This is a genomic window from Pedobacter sp. KBW01 (assembly GCF_003852395.1).
In the GTDB taxonomy this organism is placed as follows: Bacteria; Bacteroidota; Bacteroidia; order Sphingobacteriales; family Sphingobacteriaceae; genus Pedobacter.
In genome coordinates this window covers 110,628-128,998 of record NZ_QAJQ01000016.1, presented here as the reverse complement: position 1 = coordinate 128,998, position 18,371 = coordinate 110,628, and the positions used below count along the sequence as shown (strand labels likewise).

Below are 18,371 nucleotides of genomic sequence, written 5' to 3'. Positions count from 1 at the left end.
TTTTTGGGGTCAGTCTATAAACTGTGGCCTTTTTGTTTAATTTATGTACCACTACCTCGGAAAGGTAAAGGCAAAGCCCAGCGCCAGAGTTTGGCTGGCTTGAATATTTACGTCGGTATCTTTATCAAATAATACTACACCGGTTAAGCTGGTGTTCATAAAACGGTTAATTTTTGCAGTAAGTACAACATCCAGGCGGTGGTCAATTCGCGACCAGGCAATGTTTTCGTATGGAACAAACATCAGGTAACGGGCCTTAAGGTTGGTGTTGGTAAAAATATCCTTATCAAAAGCACTTACTACCTGGAAAGCGAGTTCGTTGCGGAATTTTTTGCCTTTATCTACTCCGTAAACATTTGGTTTTTTATCGTAAACGGCTGTATCGAGTACAAAAGTCTGCCTTGCAGTACCAGTACCAATACGGGTAGAGAAATATTTTACAGGTTTGTACTCAAAACCGATCGATTCGGTTAAATAACCTGGGGCCATAAACCTCGAAATCAACACTTGTTGCTCGTCGCCATTACCGTCTCTATAGTACCTGTAGCCGCTATCAAACTGCGATTCGAAACTCACCGACCCGAAGAAATACCAGCTTTTAGATAATTGGAACGAAGCTTTATTATCCCAGAAAATACGGTCGTTGGTTTTCTTTTGCAGCTGGTCTTTGTTTTTAATCTTACCGTATTGCAAAACTACCTCACTTACGTAGCTATAGCTGTTTTTATTGTATTCGGCTTTCCAGTTAAGCAAACCACCCACTGCGATAGAGTTTGTACCTCCACCTTTCCAGTTATCGCTAAACTGCGCCTGGTTAATGTTAATGCCAATGTTTGTTCTGGTTTTCCAATAACTTATTTTGGCGTTTACAACAAGCGGTTTAATTTTTACAGGTTCGAAATTTAGCGGCCCTTGTCTGCTTGGCAGCGGACTGCGTTTTAATTTTATGTTCAGGTCTTTGGTATTGATCGGAATCGTATCAATTTCCTGAGCATATAATTTTGTAGAGCAGAGACTTAGAATAAGGGCTATGGCAGCTAAAAAGTTCTTCATTATTTACAAAGAAAAACAAAATTTTTAGAGATAAAAAGCATTTAACAAAATGATTGTCAGGATGACAATTGCATTTGCCAGTAAAACAGCGGTTTCATATCTTTTTAAACCAACCGTACCAACTGCCATTTTTGAGGTATTGCATATTGTGCTCATGGTGGTAAGCTTCTTTTTCAAAAATGATGTTGCGGTAGGCCAAATGGTGGTTGCGGTACTTTATCAGGTTGATGAAATAGTTGAGCAGATAAAAAATATAAAAAGGTAAAATAAGCAATTCGAGTTGCTGGCGCAGGTGGATTTTTTCGTGGTTAATAAGTTCTGCATCGTTTTTAAGTCTTGCTGATTTAACCAGTATGAATGGAAATAGGGCCATGCCGGCGGCCGGCAGCTTTTTAACGATGAAGATGGGTGCTTTCACAGCTTCTCGATGGTTATTTTAGGTAGTGGAGGCAATTGCAATGCTTTGGGGTTTATCCGGTAGCTTTTGTAGGCATTGCGGATAAACATATTAAAGGCATAATCATCCGCATCGAGTACAAATTGGTAAGTTGGGCGGTATTGCTGCATAAAATCGGTAAGCTCATCATCTTTAATACCCAATACCTGACGTACCAAATTGGCATTAAAACGGTAATCGATCAAATCTTCGCGGTAATCTTTTTCGAGGATTTTTTGCAAATGCCGTGCATTTCTACCCTGTCTGCTCAACAGGTTGTAAATGGCATCGATACCTAAGCCTACGCCGCCATTACCCAGGTTTAACAAATCTTTGCTGCTGCCCTTCATGGTTTGGTAGCGGTATTCCTGCACGTTTTTTTCGTACAACTGCTGTGGAGTAAGGCGTTTCTGCTGGATAACCACATCACGTAAACGGATACCCAGCGATTTAAGCTGAAAGTACGCTGCTGTTTGGCCTTTAAACACTATGGTATCTACGGCATAGCCCGATAAAGCTGCAACCAGTGTATCGCCCGGGATAGCAAAAGTGCTAAACTCGCCCTTGGTGTTGTTGTACAGCCCATCACCTGTGCGGATATTATAGATGTAAACTTTTGCCAGGCGCTGTTTGGTTTCTTTATCAATAACAATGCCCTGCACAGGTTTAGTTTGTGCATATAATGTGGTACTGAAGCCGAAAGCCAGAATAAGGATAACAAAAAATCTCATCAGATTACAAAACTACAAATATCTGGCAGGCCGGGTTTGTACTTAACATTATTTAACCTTAAGCACCTGACCCAGTTTAATGCCATCGGCACTCATTTCGTTCAGCATTTTCAACTGATCGACGGTTAAGTTAAAACGTTTTGCAATATTATACAAAGTATCGCCTTTTACAACAGTATAAGTTCCGTCGGCTAAAATAGGTTTGGCACCTGTCGGAGGTGTTTCAACTGGTGTAAATTTGGCTTTTTCTTTGGGGATATTTTGGTTAATTTCCGAAAAAACACGGTCTTCGCGGGCAATCTTCTGCTTTTCGCTCTCTGGTTGGTCGTACTGATAAAGCTGGTATTTTTCGATGGTGTTAATTAGCAGATCAGGATATTTGGGATTAGTGGCATAACCAGCTGTTTTTAAACCTTGTGCCCAGCTTTTATAGTCGTTTTTATCCAATTGAAAAAGGAAGCTATACCGCTTGCGTTTCAGAAATTCTGAATGGTCTCTAAAAGATTCGCGGGCATCTTTATAAACCCTGAAGCAGTCGTTTTTCTGGTCATCATCGCGAAAATAATTTTTCCCCTTCCATTCTGATGTACATTTAATGCCGAAGTGATTGTTGGCATATTTAGCCAGGTCGCTGTTTCCACTACCTGATTCAAGAATGCCTTGTGCCAGTGTAATACTGGCAGGAATGCCGCTGGCATTCATTTCTTCAACAGCTACCCCCTTAAACTCATCAATATAACTTAAGGTATTGTAGCTCTTGTAATTGTTGTTGTTCGCTTTGTTGGCTTCTTTTTCGATCTGCTTATTGTTTTTCGAAAATTTTCTGGTGCCGCACGAGCTTAAAAAAACAAGGATTGCCGCAATAATGATGAGATGATTAGCTGAACGCATGGGGATGTTTATGGGTTAATTGTTTAAATCGCCTAATTGGTTAACTGAAAATTGAAAACTGCCAACTGGCTCAAAACTTCAACTTCTGTCCAGGTTTTAAGTTTGCTTTTTTTATGCCGTTTTTTTGCATCAGTGCCTTAACCGTAGTGCCTTTCTTTTTGGCTATTATGCTCAGGTTATCGCCTGTTCTAACCGTGTATGTTTTTGATCTTGCTGTGCTTCTTTTTCGACTGCGTACAGGGCTGGCATAAACAGGCTCTTCATAACCTTCGGGGCGTTCATCGTACTGGTACAGCTCATATTTTTTAATCAGGCCGATTACCTGAGAAGCCCAGCTCCTGCTGTGGGCATAACCACAACGCCTTATGCCGTAGGCCCAGCCTTTGTAATCGTATTGATCGTATTTAGCGAAAAGGTTGTTAAAAGGCTCGCGTGTTTCCATGATCTCTACAAAATGGCTGTAAGATTCGTCGGCGTTTAAATAATCGCGGTATGAAGAACGGATTTCGGCATTATTGTTTGGACCTTTCACACCAAAGTGGTTGTTGAGGTGCTGTGCAATTCTGCTATTGCCCGAAGCCGATTCGTGTATGGCAACCGCAAGAATAATACTCGCCGGAATTTTGTGATCGCGCATTAAATCCTGTGCATATTCTACATGCTCTGCAATATACTCGTCTGTATCTTGTGCTTTTACGGCAATTCCTGTTAAAAGGAACAGGCAAAAAGTAAAGATTTTTTTCATGGTTAACTGTATAAATTGTTTAAATCTGTTAACTGCACGATTAACTGGTTTAAACAATTAACCGGTTAATCTTTTTATATGTTAAATTGTCTTCCTGATCACAAACAAACCATCCCTAACGGGTAATATTAATTTTTCAACCCGCTTATCATCAGCTATTTTATCATTAAAACTAGTAATATTTCTGGTGTCTTTGTCTTGTTTCTCCTGAAGTACTTTTCCACTCCATAGCACATTATCCACAATGATTATTCCTCCGGGGCGTACACGGTCAAAAATCAAATCGTAATAAGTACCATTATTTTTCTTGTCGGCATCGATAAAAACAATGTCGAAAATTTCGTCTAAATCATTTATAGTAGAATTGGCATCGCCCAGGATGTACTTAATCTGGTGGTTAAATGCCGATTTTGCAAAATTGCCACGCACCATGTCTTCCAGTTCCTCATTAACATCCAAAGTATAAAGTATGCCATCTTTTGTTAATCCTTCGGCTAAACACAAAGTGGCGTAACCAGTAAAAGTGCCGATTTCCAAAATCCGTTTAGGCGAAACCATTTTGCTGAGCATACTCAAAACCCTTCCCTGGTAATGGCCAGAAAGCATGCGGGGCATTAAAACTTTAAGATTTGTTTCGCGGTCTATGTGCTGTAATAGCTCGCTCTCAGGTTCGCAGTAGGCAATTAGTAAATCTTGTAAATCGTCGTTTATCAGGCTCATTTGTTGGTTATAAACGGTTGGTTTCCATAAAATATTGTAGAATAATGGTTGCGGCAATGGTATCTACCCTTTCTTTATCGCGACGGTCTTGCTTTTTCAGGCCGCTTTGCATAATGGCTTGATGTGCCATTTTAGAGGTAAAGCGCTCATCAACCCAATGCCTTGGGATATCGGGAAATGATTTTTTTAACAAGGTAGCAAAGCCCTTTACATGTTGCGCCGAATCAGAAGGAGATCCGTCCATTTGTTTCGGATCGCCAATTACAAAGGCTTCAACCTGTTCGGTAAGCATATATTTTTTAACGTACTCAATCACATCTTTTGGGTGGATGGTATCCAGGCCGGTAGCAATAATCTGCAAAGGATCGGTTACTGCAATGCCGATACGTTTGGTACCGTAATCAAAAGCTAAAATTCGGGCCATAATCTTGCTTGGCGTTAGGTGTTTGGCGTAGCGTATTACGCTCGCCTGTAAAATTTAAAAGTCCAAAGGTAGTGTTTTTTGCGAAATGGGTTTTGGGGCGCTAAGCTAGTTTACCGGTTAGCTTTTTTACTTTGATTTGGTGCCACCCAAGGTGGCAAACTTTCATATAAATATCGTTTAATCTGCTTTTTTATTGGTTAACTGTTTAACTGTGACTATTTGATGAAATTGAAAATTGCCAACTGAAAACTCCTAACCTCCCAACTAAGTCCCTGCCCTGTTAATTTCATCGGCTGCGCCGCCGGCCGATCTTTTAGAGGCTTTTAAAGGTTTGCCAAAACGGTAAGTAAAGGCCAGATTAACTACCCGGCTATCTCTGGTGAGGATAAAATATTCGCTTGCTGCGGGAAAATCGGTTAAGCCTTCCATGGCCTGAGTGTAAAAAATATCTCTGGCACTAAGTTTTAAGCTCCCCTTCCCTTTAAATAAGCTTTGCGACAGGCCTGCCGATAGTTGCCCTGTTGGATATAATAATTCCTGAAGGTCGTTGCGCGCCCTGGTAATATAAAAACCAGAAATTTCGGCGCTCAAACCTTTGTTTATGGTAAACTGATTATTTATACTCGATTGCAACTGGTTAACCGACGAAGCATAATTGACATTTTGATAGCCCTTTAACTGCTTATAATTAAAAGTACTTTGCGCATTTAACGACCACCAGCTAAATGGCGAAACCTGCAAAGAAACAGATAAGCCTAAATTGTGCATCCTGCCAACATTGCCCTCTGTGTACACTAAAATATCGGTTCCTTCTGACAGGAAAAGCTGCGAGAAATAATTTTTGATTACGCTATAAGATAAGGTTGTGGTTAAAAGTTGCTTAAACTGATGCGTTAATTCCAAATTCCAGCTGTACTGAGGTAAAAAGAAGGGGTTACCACGCTGGTAAGTGTATTTATTGATAATGAAAACAAAAGGATTTAATTTCTGATAGGCCGGCCGATCGATCCTGCGGCCTGCAGTTAAGCTAAAAGTGTTGGCAGTATCTGCTGCATAACTGATATAGCCCGATGGGAAAAGGTTGCTGTAATTTTTAGAAAATGCAGAATCCCTGCGAATGCTGTTGCCCAGTTGGTTGGCATCGTAATGGGTGTTTTCGTAGCGTATGCCAGTCTGTGCATTAAATTTTCCAAACTTACTTTCAAAACTGCTGTACAGCGCATTGATATCTTCTTTGTATAAAAAATGATTGCTTTTGTTTAGGTCTTCCGAAAGGTTGCTCCCATTAAAAAGCTGATAGGCAGCAATGTTATCGGTACTGATGCTGGATGATTTAAAACCCGATTCGAGCTTATGGTTTTTGCCGAAACGGATAGTGTAATCGGCTTTTGCCGATAATATTTTCAGGGTTGATGGGATCTGCGCCACCGAGCCCTTAACGTATCCGCCGGCAGCCAGTAATTTATTGGTGAAAACCTGATCGTTAGTTATATCATATTTTAAGGCATCTAAATCAATGGCAAGATCTTGTGTTTTGCTTAAAATCTGTCTTAAATTTACATTAACAGCGCCGTTTTTGAGTTTGAAATTGGTTGTGCTGTAAGTGCCGATGGCTGAGTCTATATTGCCCGAATTACCTTTCCAGGTGGCGATAGCCTCACTCCGGCCATTGCGTTTGCCTAAATTGCCCGTTAAGGTTAAGCCAATGGTTGTTTTATCAGAAACATAGTAATCGAGCCCTGTTTTTAACAAATGGCCACTGTTTTTTGACTGGAAAGAAGAGGACTGATCTAAAAATGGGCTAACCGAAACATTTGTCCCAAAATATTGACGATAGGCATAAATATCGGTAAAGTTCTTACTTAAGTTAACACCGTAATTGGCAAAGGTATTGATGCGGCCTTTGCGGTAATTAAGCAATAAACTATTGTTGTTTTTATAGTATTTTCCTTGTCCGAAAGCGGTAATTATAGAGCCGTTAAAGCCTTCCTGTCTGTTCTTTTTGGTTTTAATGTTAATAATTCCGGCGTTTCCACTGGCATCATATTTTGCTGAGGGGTTGGTAATCAGTTCGATCTGGTTTACCTGTGAAGAACTCATGCTTCCCAGTAAATTGCTCAGCTCAGTTCCCGATAAAAAGGTTTGCTTATCGTCAATCAGTACCAGTACGCCTGCTTTGCCTTGCAGGCTAACCCCTCCGTTTTTATCTACAATAACGCCCGGCGATTTCTCCAATACTTCCAACACTGTTGTGCCTGTGTTGGTAACAGCGGCATCGACATTTACTATGGTTTTTCCCTGAACATGCTGTATAAACTGCTTTTTACCCTGCACGATTACATCGCCCAGGCTTTTTTCGGCCGCCGGTAAGTTGATGGTGATGTTTTTATTGGTAAAGGGCGATAAAAGCGAAACAGTTTTTTGTACGCTATGCCCAATTGCACTTGCGCTAAAAACATATGCTCCGGCTGCTGGCTCGGTAAAATTAGCAATGCCGTTCTTATCGGTTATTGCTGCCTTAACTAAAGCTTGGTTCGGTGCGGCAAGAAGTTGCACGGTGGCATTTTCTATACCCTGCCCTTTTTGGTTAAGCACAATAACTTTAACGGTCTTACCCTGGCCATAGCCGAAAACGGAATAAATGCTCAGGCCGAGCAGCAGTATGTATTTAGAGAAAGTCATTTAGTTTATCGTTAGTTGGGTAAATATATTAATCTGTCCTAACAAATAGGATAATCTGCTAACAGATAAGAAATTAATCTAAAATTAAATTTGAAAGCGGTTTTGAAAATATGCAAAAAACACTTTTCGCCAATGTTGAACTGATATTGTTACAACAGCAGATTTGAATGTCTTTACAATCTAAAAAAGAATGGCGGTAAAAGAAGATGAAGCCTACTAATGTAAGAATCTCATATCTATTTCTTATTTTGCACCAAATGCAGTTTAAAGAAATCATAGGACAGGAAAGAGTAAAGCAACAATTGGTGCAAACGGTTAAGGAAAACCGCATTAGCCATGCGCAGCTTTTTTTGTCACCTGCGGGTTCTGGCGCTGTGCCACTGGCAATTGCCTATGCGCAATACATCAATTGTTTGGATAAAAGAGAAAACGATAGTTGCGGCGAATGCTCGAGTTGTAGAAAATACGAGCGGTTAATTCACCCCGATCTTCATTTTTCTTATCCCTTCTTTGCCTCGGCCAGTGTAAAAACTGCTGTTGATGTATTAGATGAATGGCGAAACATGGTTTTAGGCGATCCTTATTTTGATATGGATATCTGGCGTTCCAAACTGGATGCCGCCAATAAACAAGCCAACATTAACATTGCCGAATGCCACGATATTATTAAAAAACTGAGTTTTAAAGCTTTTGAGGCCGAAACTAAAGTTCTAATTATGTGGTTGCCCGAGTATTTGGATAAAGCAGGCAATGCTTTGTTAAAACTGATTGAAGAACCACCTGCAAATACGCTTTTCATTCTGATTGCCCAAAGTCAGGACCAGATTTTAACAACCATTTTATCGAGAACACAGATCGTTAAAATACCCAAACTTACCTCAGAAGAAGTTACCGGATATTTGCTAAATACCAGCGGTTTAACCGAACATCAGGCTACTGATTATTCTTTTTTGGCCGATGGGAATTTAATTGAGGCCAAGGCACTGGCAGCCGATACGCAGAACGATAGCTCGGGTACATTTACCGCCTGGTTAAGAATGGGTTTTGGTAATAAAGTGCCTGATCTGATTAACTTTACAGATGAGGCAGCCAAATGGGGCCGCGAAAACCAAAAGAATTTTTTAAAGTACGGGGTAAATTATTTACGCGAGTGTTGTTTAATTTTAAGTGGGGCCGAAGAACTGGTGAAATTACCTCCCTTAACCTTCGAAACGGCAAAAAAATTAAGTATGCACGTACTTACCTTGCCTATGGCCGAGGCTATAATTGGCGAATTGGAAAAGGCACATTACCACATTGAAAGAAATGCAAACCCTAAAATTCTGTTTTTAGATGTATCTTTACAACTGGTAAAAATTATCAAGTTTAAAACGCTCCCCGCGGGGACTCAATATATATACAATTAATATGGGATGTGGAAGTTGTTCAACAGGTGGTGGTTGCACCCCTAATGGATGCAAGAGTAATGGCTCATGCGGCACCGGTGGTTGCCAAACAATGGAAGTACACGATTGGCTATCTAATTTGGATATGCCTGCTAATTATAAACCTTTTCAGGTTACCGAAATCAAATTTAAAGGCTCTCGTAAAGAATTTTTCTTAAACAGCGATAATATTTACCTTGAAATTGGCGAACTGGTTGCCGTTGAAGGACCAACCGGAGGTTTCGATGTAGGGCATGTTTCGCTTACCGGCGAACTCGTACGCATACAGATGAAGCGGCGCAAAACTTCAATCGATCAGGTAGTTAAGAAAATTTACCGTAAGGCTACCGAAGCAGATGTAGAAAAATGGAATGCCGCAAAGGGAATGGAATGGGAAACCATGCACAAAGCCCGTAAACTGGCGTTAGATCTTCGTTTGCAAATGAAAATTAGCGATGTAGACTATCAGGCTGATAAAACCAAGGCAACGTTTTTTTATACTGCCGATGGCCGTGTGGATTTTCGTGAGCTAATTAAGAAAATGGCCGAAAGTTTCCGTATCCGTATCGAAATGCGCCAGATTGGAATGCGCCAGGAAGCTGGCCGTTTAGGTGGGATAGGTTCTTGTGGCCGCGAACTTTGCTGCTCTACCTGGTTAACCAATTTTAAAACGGTTTCTACCGCTGCGGCACGTTACCAAAACCTTTCGCTTAATACCTTAAAGCTTGCCGGCCAGTGTGGTAAGTTAAAATGTTGTTTAAACTACGAGCTCGATACCTATTTAGATGCCTTAAAAGATATTCCGGATAGAATTGAGAATTTAGATACTGAAGCAGGTTATGCCCGCCATCAGAAAACCGATATTTTTAAAAAAATAATGTGGTTTAGTTACCAGGGCGATGAAAACTGGATTCCGGTTAAAGCTACTCGTGTAAAAGAAATCATGGCTATGAACAAGGCCGGCAAAAAAGCGCCGAACCTGAAAGAAGACGCTGTTCAGATTGCAGCTCCGGTAGTGGTAGAAAAATCTTTCGATTATGAAAATGTAGTTGGTCAGGATAGTTTAACCCGTTTAGACGAGCGTTCGCGGGGTAAAAACAACCAGAACCGAAACAATAATCAGAAAAACAACCGCAATAACCAGAAAAATAACCGTGACAGAGTACCTGCCGGCGAGAAAAATGCTCAGCCAAACAGTAAGCCTCAACCTCAGCAGGGTGGTCAGAAATCACAACAGGGCGGAAAACCACAGCAAAACCAGAAACAGCAACAAAACGCTGGACCAAAAGGTCAGCAGCAGGCCGTACCAAAACCTGCGCATGTTAACGGACCTAAACCTCAAAGCAATAAACCTAAACAACCGCAACAGCCTCAGGGGCAGAAGCCCGTTGTTAAAGCCGAAGGAAGTGCTGTGCAGGGTGAAAAGACAGAACAGAGCAAAAATAAAAGCAGAAATAACCGTAGGAAAAATAATAATCGCCGAAACAATAACAATGGTTCAGAAAATAAACCTGCTGCCGAATAAAATAAACCTGCTGGTTTTCGGTTTTTGTGTAATGGTATCGTTATTGGCTAGCTGTACCAGTAGTAGTGTTATCGACAGTAATGTTGAATTGGCCGATCGGCGATGGACTTACCGTAACCACATTTCTACACCATTTGAGATTAAGGATTATACCAAAGGTTATAATATTTACTTCAAATTAAGGCATACTGCTGATTATAAGTATGCCAATATTTTTATCCTGGCACACTTTAAAGACGGGAAACAAATGGTAACCAGACGCTACCAATATAAGTTAGCCAAAAATGATGGCGAATGGTTGGGAAGCGGATCAGGTAATCTGTTTAGCTATACCCTGCCCATGCTTACCAACTATCATTTTCCCCGCAACGGGAAATTCGATATTGAAATTGAGCAGAACATGCGCGATAACCCACTGCTTGAAGTGAGCGATGTGGGCCTTGCCATTGAGCAAGCGCAATAACAGGAAGCAAAGCGAATAGTGCTATGCACAAGGAATCGCTAAATATATTGCAACAAATTTTCCAGTTTCATTCCCCTCGATCCCTTTAGCAATAGCAAATGATCCTGAATAGGGTTTTGCTGCAAGTAATCTGCGGCTTCTGATGGTGTTTCGAAAAACAGCGCATTAACCTCATCTTTAAATGCGTAGAAGTATTTACCGATAAAAATCACCTGGTCTAATCCGCTTTCTTGTGCCTGGCTAACAATTAGTTGATGCTGGGCCGGAGATTCGGGGCCAAGCTCAAACATATCCCCTAAAATAGCGGTTTTTTTTGCAGCCGATAAAACAGCAATATTATTTAAAGCAGCAGTCATACTGCTTGGGTTTGCATTGTAAAAATCGCAGATTACGGTGTTTTTTTCCGTTTTTGTTAATTGCGAACGGTTGTTTTTAGGTTGGTAGTTGGCTAAACCTGTGTTAATTTCTTCAGGATTCATGTCAAAGAAATCGCCAATACAGATGGCTGCAAGTATGTTCTCGAAATTGTAACTGCCCGTTAAATTGGTTTTAACCGACGATTCAGCTTCGTGGTTTGTCCATGCTACCTCAATAAAAGGATCACTGCTTTTTAGCGCTCCTTTAATGGTATTACCATTTTCGGTTCCATAATAAATAAGCTTATTTAGGCCTGCATTAGCACTCATTTCGAGCAGATAGGGATTATTCCGGTTGATGAAAGTGTAACCATTGTTCGCTTTCAAGTAAGCATAAAGCTCGGCTTTTCCTTTTTTTACTCCCTCAAAACCACCAAAGCCATCTAAATGTGCCATCCCAACATTGGTTATGATGCCATGAGTGGGTTTGGCAATGGTGCAAAGCAGTTCAATTTCTTTCTGGTGGTTAGCGCCCATTTCTATCACAGCAATCTGTACATCAGCAGCAATAGATAAGATAGACAAAGGAACACCAATGTGATTATTGAGGTTGCCAAAAGTGGCAAAAGTTTTATAACGTTCAGCCAAAACCGCGTTTACTAGTTCTTTACTGGTGGTTTTGCCATTACTGCCGGTTAAGCCGATAACGGGGATGTTAAGTTGCTGGCGGTGATGGCAGGCCAAATCCTGTAAAGCGCCTAAAACGTCATCTACCAGTAAGCATTTTGCATTACCTGCATATTTTTCCTCATCAATTACTGCGTAAGCTGCTCCCTTTTCTATGGCTTGATGCGCAAATTCGTTTGCATTAAAAAGATCACCTTTCAACGCAAAAAATATACAACCGGGAGTAATGTTTCTCGTATCGGTAGAAATAACAGGGTTTTTAAGGTAGTGGTCGTATAGCTTTTCGGTTGTGATCATGTGGTCGTAAAAAATGTGATGTAAAATTAAGCTTTAGCAACAACAAAAAACAAAATTAGTACATTAGGTAAAATTATTTTCGCATGAAAAGACTGTTAACGTTCTTCCTGATCTCGCTGAGTTCTGTTTTATTAGTACGGGCCCAGCTTAAAACTCCAGATGATTTTCTAGGTTACGAACTAGGTTCGCATTTTACCCCACACCATAAGGTAGCCGACTATTTCAGGCAAACTGTTGCAGCTTCTCCGAAAAATACTAAACTAATCGAATACGGCAAAACAAATGAAGGCAGGCCCCTGCTTGTCGCCATTGTTTCAACACCTGAAAATATAAACCGGTTGGAACAAATCAGAAATAATAACTTAAAACTGACAGCCGGAACCAATAATAATGTTGATTTATCCAGCCAACCAGCTATACTTTGGTTGAGTTATAATGTACATGGTAACGAGGCGAGCTCTACCGAAACATCAATGAAGATGCTGTATACACTGGTATCGGGCACCAACAAACCTGCTACCGAATGGCTGAAAAATACTGTGGTGGTGATTGATCCCTGTTTAAATCCGGATGGTCGTGACCGTTACGTAAATTATTTTAACAGTGTGGTCGGAAAAACACCCAATTCTGATCCAGCCTCGCGTGAGCATATTGAACCTTGGCCGGGGGGTAGACCAAATCATTACTATTTTGATTTAAACCGCGATTGGGCCTGGCAAACTCAAATAGAGAGTCAGCAAAGATTAGCCTTATACAACCAGTGGATGCCACAGGTTCATGTCGATTTTCATGAGCAAAGCTACAATGAGCCTTATTATTTTGCACCGGCCGCAGAGCCTGTGCACCAGGATATTACGCCATGGCAAAAAAGTTTTCAGGTAGTGGTAGGGAAAAATAATGCCAAGTATTTCGATGCAGAAGGCTGGCAATATTTCACCAAAGAACGTTTCGATTTGCTTTACCCTTCTTATGGCGATACTTATCCGCTATATAATGGATCGATTGGAATGACTTATGAGCAAGGAGGTATCAGGGCGGGTTTATCGGTGGTAACCAACGATGGCGATACGCTAACCTTAAAAGACCGCATTGCCCACCATTTTACAACGGGGATGTCGACAGTTGAAGTTACAGCATTAAACCACAACAAACTTTTAGAGGAGTATAAGCAATACTTTCAGCAAGGATTGGTTAATGCACCAGGTATTTATAAAAGCTATATCATTAAGGCAGGCAATCTGTCGCGTTTAAATAAACTTGCCGAGCTACTGACTAAAAATAAGATCGAATTTGCTTTTGGAGGAGATAAACAAGGCCGGGCTTTCGATTACGACACCCAAAAGGAAGAAAATTTTACCCTAGGGCGTAACGATCTAGTTGTTAATGTTCAGCAATCGCGCGCGGTGCTGGCCAATGTGCTTTTAGAGCCGCATACTTTTGTAACCGATTCGAATACCTACGATATTACAGCCTGGGCGCTACCCTATGTGTTCGGGTTAAAAGCTTACGCAAGCAAGGAAAGTATAAAAGGTAAGTTCTCTGCACCCGAAGAAACTAAAATAGCAAGTAATGAATTGGATAAGCCTTTGGCCTGGTTGTTTAGCTGGGGCACCAGCGAAGATGCACAGGTGTTAATCGCTTTGCAAAAGGCAAATATTAAAGTAAGACAGGCAGATCAGCCTTTTTCGGTAAATGGAAAAGATTATCCGGCCGGGACCTTAATTGTGCTCAGGGCCGAAAATGAAAGAATAACCAAAGGCCTGAAAGATAAAGTTACTTTAGTTGCCAAAACTTTAGACAAACCGATTTTGGCTGTTAGCAGTGGCTTTGTGGAAAAAGGCAAAGATTTTGGCTCAAATGTTTATCCTTTGTTAAAACAACCTAAAATTGCAATTGTATCGGGCATGGAAGTCTCTTCATTGGCTTTTGGAGAAGTTTGGTTTTATATTGAGCACGATTTAAACCTCTCACCCAGTATTATTAATGCTAAAGATATTAACAGTCTGGATATTAATAAGGTAAATACACTCATCTTGCCCGATGGCAGTTACGACTCCTTTATAGGAGATGGTTTAACAGCCTGGTTAGATAAAGGTGGTAAATTGATTTTGATGGAAGATGCCATTGAAAGTTTTTTGGATAAAAAGGGCTTTGACATTAAAAAGAAGGAAGTGGGAGTTAAGAAAGACGAAAAGCAGGAAGCCAACAAACTTCTTTTTAAAGATAAAGACCGGGATGATTTTGAAACAACTATACCAGGTGCGGTTTATAAGATTAATCTCGATGCGAGTCATCCTTTCTCATATGGGCTTGGAAGAAGCTACTACAGCCTAAAAACCGATCGAAAAATCTACGAGCCCTTTGTAAAGGGGTGGAATGTGGGACTGGTTAACGAAAAAAGCTTAATGGCAGGAGTTGTTGGGAAAAAAGCAAAAGAAGAGCTCAAAAGCGGGCTGCTTATCGGCGTGCAGGATTTCGGTCGCGGGCAGGTGGTTTACCTAGCTAACGACCCCCTTTTCAGAAACTTTTGGGAAGGTGGAAAAACACTTTTTGGTAACGTTATTTTCTGTAGCTATTAACATATCCTTTAAATCAAAACTGACCCCTAATTTTTTAGTTAACGAAAAAGTTACGCTTGTAAAATCGGCCTTGGGGTGTATTTAGGACAGGATTAGTTAAAAAATGTTAAAAATAATTTGCTTACGGAGCTAACTAACTCTAATTTAGTGTATTATTTTACACATTAACTAACCTATTTCTACTATGAAAAAACTTCTACAGAGTTTGTTCATTCTCATGCTTTTTGCGGTAAACGCAATGGCACAGGATCGAACAATCACAGGAACAGTTACGTCTGCAGACGACAAACTGCCAATTCCTGGAGTAAGCGTAAAAATCCAGGGTGCCGCTGGTGGTACCTCTACCGATTCGAATGGAAAATTCTCCATCAAAGTGTCTTCATCAGCTAAAGTACTTGAGTTCTCTTCAATTGGATTTGCCTCACAAAACAGGCCAATCGGAAGCTCAAACGTAATTAATGTCGTTTTAACTACCGATTCTAAGGCTTTAGGCGAGGTTGTTGTAACGGCGTTGGGTGTTAACAAGGCTACAAAAACATTAGGTTATTCTCAAAGCACTTTAAAGTCGGCAGAGGTTAACGCTTCTGCACCGGCAAGTTTATTTGGTGGTTTGCAAGGAAAAGTAGCAGGGGTAAACATTTCCAATACTTCTGGTGCGCCGGGTGGATCAACCAAAGTTATTTTAAGGGGATATTCCTCAATAACAGGAAGCAATCAGCCTTTATATGTTGTTGATGGTGTGCCTTTGGATAATTCAACTGCAGGTTCGGATAACAACTATGACTTTGGTAACAACGCCAACGACATCGATCCGAATAACATTGAAAGCATCAGTATTTTAAAAGGATCGGCAGCAACAGCCTTATATGGCTCGCGTGGTTCGAATGGTGTTTTAATCGTTACCACTAAAAAAGGTGCAGCCGGTAAATTAAAAGTAGACCTTTCTACAGCCACCACATTAACCAACGTCGCTTCAGTATACAAGCTTCAGGATCAGTTTGGCCAAGGTTGGGATGGTACTTACATTCCTTCAGAAAATGGTAACTGGGGTCCAAAATACGATGGTCAATTAAGATCGTGGGGCGCAATTGTAGATAACTCTCAATTGTTAAAGCCTTTTTCATTTATCAAAAACAATGTGAGAGATGCTCTAACAACTGGTATCGAGCTAAATAATAATATTGCCCTAAGCGGAGGAAATGACAACAGTACTGCTTATTTTTCTTATGGTAATATTTACAGCAATGGTTATCTGCCATCTGATAACGATTCGTATAAAAGAAATAACTTTACCTTAAAAGGGTCTACCAAGTACGGAAAGTTTTCTGCCGATGCATCTTTAAACTATGTGGGTAAAACGACTAAGTTTATCAATCAGGGTGGTGCTAATTCAGGTATCGGTTCGTCATTTTACGAAGATATTCTTCAGATTCCGGGAGATATTCCAATTAAAGATCTTCAGGATTACAAAAACAAGTTCTTTAACGTAGACAATTATTTCACGCCATATGCCGAAAACCCATATTATTCTATTTATGAAAATGGAAGTAGGTATAAGAGTGATCGTGTGTACGGAAATATTAATTTAAACTATAAAGCTACTGGCTGGTTAAGCTTTCAGTTTCAGCAAGGTGCCGACATTGATAATGCCATTAGTAAAATCTGGCACAATAAAAATGCGCCAAGCGTAGGCAGTTACAATGCTGGTGGAAATATTGAAGGATCTTCAAGGGCTGCTGATGTTGGTGATGTAATAGACGGCTCTGTAAAAACTTTTGAGTACGACTCGAAATTAAATGCACTTTTTAATAAAGAACTAAATAGCCATTTTGATTTAGATGGTTTAATAGGTGTTAACTATAACGATCGTGGTTCTAGAATTTTAACCACAGGTATTGAAGATCTGGCGATCCCAGGTTTTTATCAGATCAATAACTCAGCCAATAAGCCTACCTCAACAAGTGCAGAATCTCACCGTCGTTTATTTGGTGCCTATGCTTCAGCAACTTTAGGTTATAACAAATATTTGTATTTAACTTTAACTGGTAGAAACGATTGGTCATCAACACTTCCACAAAATAATAACAACTATTTCTACCCTGCTTCGAGTTTGGCTTTCATCGCCTCACAAGCAATGGATTTATCTAAAACGCCAATTAGCTTTTTAAAGTTCAGGGCGAGTTATGGGGAAACGGGTAGTGATACAGACCCTTATCGCGTGTTTAACACAGCAACGAGTACATCATCGCCGCTAGGCTTTGGAACATTAACCTTTCCTATATTCGGTGTTGCAGGTTATTCAATCTCTAACCAGTTAAATAGCAATAACTTTAAACCAGAGCGAGTTAAAGAGGTAGAACTAGGTGCTGAAATCAGATTTTTACAAGACCGAATTGGTATTGATGCAACTTATTACAATAAGTTGAGAAAAGATCAGATTATTCCTTTGCCAATCGATCCATCTACTGGTTACTCATCGTACATTGTTAACTTCGGTTCTGTTCGCAATAAAGGAATTGAATTGGCTGTAAACATCAAACCTATTAAAACTACAGATATTGACTGGAATTTAAATTATACCTTCACCAAAGAAAACAGTAAAGTAACCGAATTGCCAATTGGATTAGATAAAGTGGTTTTAAATTCGGCTTATGACGCACAGTTTGTGGCCCGCGTTGGTCAGCCATTAGGTATTATCGAAGCGCCTACCCGCACCTATAGCCCAAGCGGACAGGTTATTGTTGATGCGAATGGATACCCAGTATATTCTTCTGAAAATGTAAGCTTTGGCTCTACTGTTCCGGATTTTGTAATGGGATTGAGCAATCAGTTCCGTTATAAAGATTTTTCACTGTCATTTACACTAGACTGGCATAAAGGTGGTGTGTTTTATTCAGGAACAGCCGATTTGTTAAACTTTGTAGGTGCTGATGCCAAAACAACTTATAATGACCGCCGTCCGTTCATTGTACCTAATTCAGTTCAAAAACTGGCCAACGGTACTTATGTAGAAAATACCACGCCAATAACAGAAGCCAATACTGATGATTTTTATTATCACACATCAAATAAGGCAGATGCATATACTAATCGTATTTTAGATAGATCTTTCTTAAAATTAAGAGAAGCGACTTTAAGTTATAACCTGCCAAAATCTATTGTTGGCAAAATAGGTGCACAACGGGCAAGTGTTTCTGTTTTTGGAAGAAACCTGGTTACCTGGTTAGCGAAAAACAACAATACTATCGATCCTGAGGTTTCTAACTTTGGAAATGATTTAGGAAGTGAATTTGGCGAGTTTAGAACCGCACCCCCGGTTAGGTTCTTCGGCGCATCGTTAAAAGTTTCATTTTAATCT

Annotated in this window: 14 protein-coding genes; 5 read left to right on the top strand and 9 right to left on the bottom strand. The window is 40.3% G+C overall.

The annotated features are described in order from the left end of the window. Positions 1 to 51: 51 nt before the first annotated feature. The 8 genes from DBR40_RS17495 to DBR40_RS17460 form a co-directional block, all read right to left on the bottom strand. On the bottom strand, positions 52 to 1,053 hold the full coding sequence (locus DBR40_RS17495; RefSeq protein ID WP_124561032.1) for a DUF3078 domain-containing protein: 1,002 nt from the start codon (positions 1,051 to 1,053) through the stop codon (positions 52 to 54). Positions 1,054 to 1,147: 94 nt separating this feature from the next. Further along, a complete protein-coding gene (locus DBR40_RS17490; protein WP_233603923.1) occupies positions 1,148 to 1,471 on the bottom strand; it encodes a hypothetical protein in 324 nt (107 codons plus the stop codon). Continuing rightward, complete coding sequence (locus DBR40_RS17485) at positions 1,468 to 2,220, bottom strand: hypothetical protein (RefSeq protein ID WP_124561031.1); 753 nt, start codon at positions 2,218 to 2,220, stop codon at positions 1,468 to 1,470. Before DBR40_RS17485 ends, DBR40_RS17490 begins: the two co-directional genes overlap by 4 nt. A 48-nt stretch (positions 2,221 to 2,268) precedes the next feature. After that, on the bottom strand, positions 2,269 to 3,111 hold the full coding sequence (locus tag DBR40_RS17480; protein ID WP_124561030.1) for a glucosaminidase domain-containing protein: 843 nt from the start codon (positions 3,109 to 3,111) through the stop codon (positions 2,269 to 2,271). 70 nt (positions 3,112 to 3,181) lie between these two features. Continuing rightward, positions 3,182 to 3,856, bottom strand: a complete 675-nt coding sequence (locus DBR40_RS17475; protein ID WP_124561029.1) for a glucosaminidase domain-containing protein — start codon at positions 3,854 to 3,856, stop codon at positions 3,182 to 3,184. Positions 3,857 to 3,937: 81 nt separating this feature from the next. Further along, complete coding sequence (locus tag DBR40_RS17470) at positions 3,938 to 4,576, bottom strand: O-methyltransferase (protein ID WP_124561028.1); 639 nt, start codon at positions 4,574 to 4,576, stop codon at positions 3,938 to 3,940. Between the two features lie 7 nt (positions 4,577 to 4,583). Then, complete coding sequence (gene ruvX, locus DBR40_RS17465) at positions 4,584 to 5,000, bottom strand: Holliday junction resolvase RuvX (protein ID WP_124561027.1); 417 nt, start codon at positions 4,998 to 5,000, stop codon at positions 4,584 to 4,586. A gap of 264 nt (positions 5,001 to 5,264) precedes the next feature. Continuing rightward, positions 5,265 to 7,682 (bottom strand): outer membrane beta-barrel family protein, encoded by a 2,418-nt coding sequence (locus DBR40_RS17460; protein ID WP_124561026.1) that lies wholly within the window; start codon positions 7,680 to 7,682, stop codon positions 5,265 to 5,267. 257 nt (positions 7,683 to 7,939) lie between these two features. Here DBR40_RS17460 and DBR40_RS17455 point away from each other — a divergent pair, with 257 nt between their 5' ends. Genes DBR40_RS17455 through DBR40_RS17445 form a run of 3 tightly spaced genes read left to right on the top strand, consistent with a single transcriptional unit; the run spans position 7,940 to position 11,094 of the window. Beyond that, positions 7,940 to 9,088, top strand: coding sequence for an ATP-binding protein (locus DBR40_RS17455; RefSeq protein WP_124561025.1), 1,149 nt, complete (start codon positions 7,940 to 7,942; stop codon positions 9,086 to 9,088). 1 nt (position 9,089) lies between these two features. Continuing rightward, positions 9,090 to 10,631 (top strand): stage 0 sporulation family protein, encoded by a 1,542-nt coding sequence (locus DBR40_RS17450; RefSeq protein WP_124561024.1) that lies wholly within the window; start codon positions 9,090 to 9,092, stop codon positions 10,629 to 10,631. Beyond that, positions 10,600 to 11,094 (top strand): gliding motility lipoprotein GldH, encoded by a 495-nt coding sequence (locus DBR40_RS17445; protein WP_124561023.1) that lies wholly within the window; start codon positions 10,600 to 10,602, stop codon positions 11,092 to 11,094. The genes DBR40_RS17450 and DBR40_RS17445 overlap by 32 nt, the downstream gene beginning before the upstream one ends. A 38-nt stretch (positions 11,095 to 11,132) precedes the next feature. Here DBR40_RS17445 and DBR40_RS17440 read toward each other — a convergent pair whose 3' ends face one another. Then, the gene (locus tag DBR40_RS17440) at positions 11,133 to 12,434 is read right to left on the bottom strand and encodes a UDP-N-acetylmuramoyl-tripeptide--D-alanyl-D-alanine ligase (protein WP_199748373.1); all 1,302 of its coding nucleotides are present in this window, start codon (positions 12,432 to 12,434) and stop codon (positions 11,133 to 11,135) included. 83 nt (positions 12,435 to 12,517) lie between these two features. Between DBR40_RS17440 and DBR40_RS17435 the strand changes: the two genes are divergently transcribed. Beyond that, positions 12,518 to 15,013, top strand: coding sequence for a M14 family metallopeptidase (locus DBR40_RS17435; protein WP_124561022.1), 2,496 nt, complete (start codon positions 12,518 to 12,520; stop codon positions 15,011 to 15,013). A 184-nt stretch (positions 15,014 to 15,197) separates the two neighbouring features. Then, a complete protein-coding gene (locus tag DBR40_RS17430) occupies positions 15,198 to 18,368 on the top strand; it encodes a SusC/RagA family TonB-linked outer membrane protein (RefSeq protein ID WP_124561021.1) in 3,171 nt (1,056 codons plus the stop codon). The last annotated feature ends 3 nt before the right edge of the window (positions 18,369 to 18,371 follow it).

Bases quoted from the DNA above. Each gene is read 5' to 3' on its own strand.
- DBR40_RS17430 (WP_124561021.1), top strand. From the start codon at position 15,198: ATGAAAAAACTTCTACAGAGTTTGTTCATTCTCATGCTTTTTGCGGTA.
- DBR40_RS17450 (WP_124561024.1), top strand. From the start codon at position 9,090: ATGGGATGTGGAAGTTGTTCAACAGGTGGTGGTTGCACCCCTAATGGA.
- DBR40_RS17485 (WP_124561031.1), bottom strand. From the start codon at position 2,220: ATGAGATTTTTTGTTATCCTTATTCTGGCTTTCGGCTTCAGTACCACA.
- DBR40_RS17455 (WP_124561025.1), top strand. From the start codon at position 7,940: ATGCAGTTTAAAGAAATCATAGGACAGGAAAGAGTAAAGCAACAATTG.
- DBR40_RS17495 (WP_124561032.1), bottom strand. From the start codon at position 1,053: ATGAAGAACTTTTTAGCTGCCATAGCCCTTATTCTAAGTCTCTGCTCT.
- DBR40_RS17440 (WP_199748373.1), bottom strand. From the start codon at position 12,434: ATGATCACAACCGAAAAGCTATACGACCACTACCTTAAAAACCCTGTT.
- DBR40_RS17460 (WP_124561026.1), bottom strand. From the start codon at position 7,682: ATGACTTTCTCTAAATACATACTGCTGCTCGGCCTGAGCATTTATTCC.
- ruvX (WP_124561027.1), bottom strand. From the start codon at position 5,000: ATGGCCCGAATTTTAGCTTTTGATTACGGTACCAAACGTATCGGCATT.
- DBR40_RS17475 (WP_124561029.1), bottom strand. From the start codon at position 3,856: ATGAAAAAAATCTTTACTTTTTGCCTGTTCCTTTTAACAGGAATTGCC.
- DBR40_RS17480 (WP_124561030.1), bottom strand. From the start codon at position 3,111: ATGCGTTCAGCTAATCATCTCATCATTATTGCGGCAATCCTTGTTTTT.
- DBR40_RS17470 (WP_124561028.1), bottom strand. From the start codon at position 4,576: ATGAGCCTGATAAACGACGATTTACAAGATTTACTAATTGCCTACTGC.
- DBR40_RS17435 (WP_124561022.1), top strand. From the start codon at position 12,518: ATGAAAAGACTGTTAACGTTCTTCCTGATCTCGCTGAGTTCTGTTTTA.
- DBR40_RS17445 (WP_124561023.1), top strand. From the start codon at position 10,600: ATGGTTCAGAAAATAAACCTGCTGCCGAATAAAATAAACCTGCTGGTT.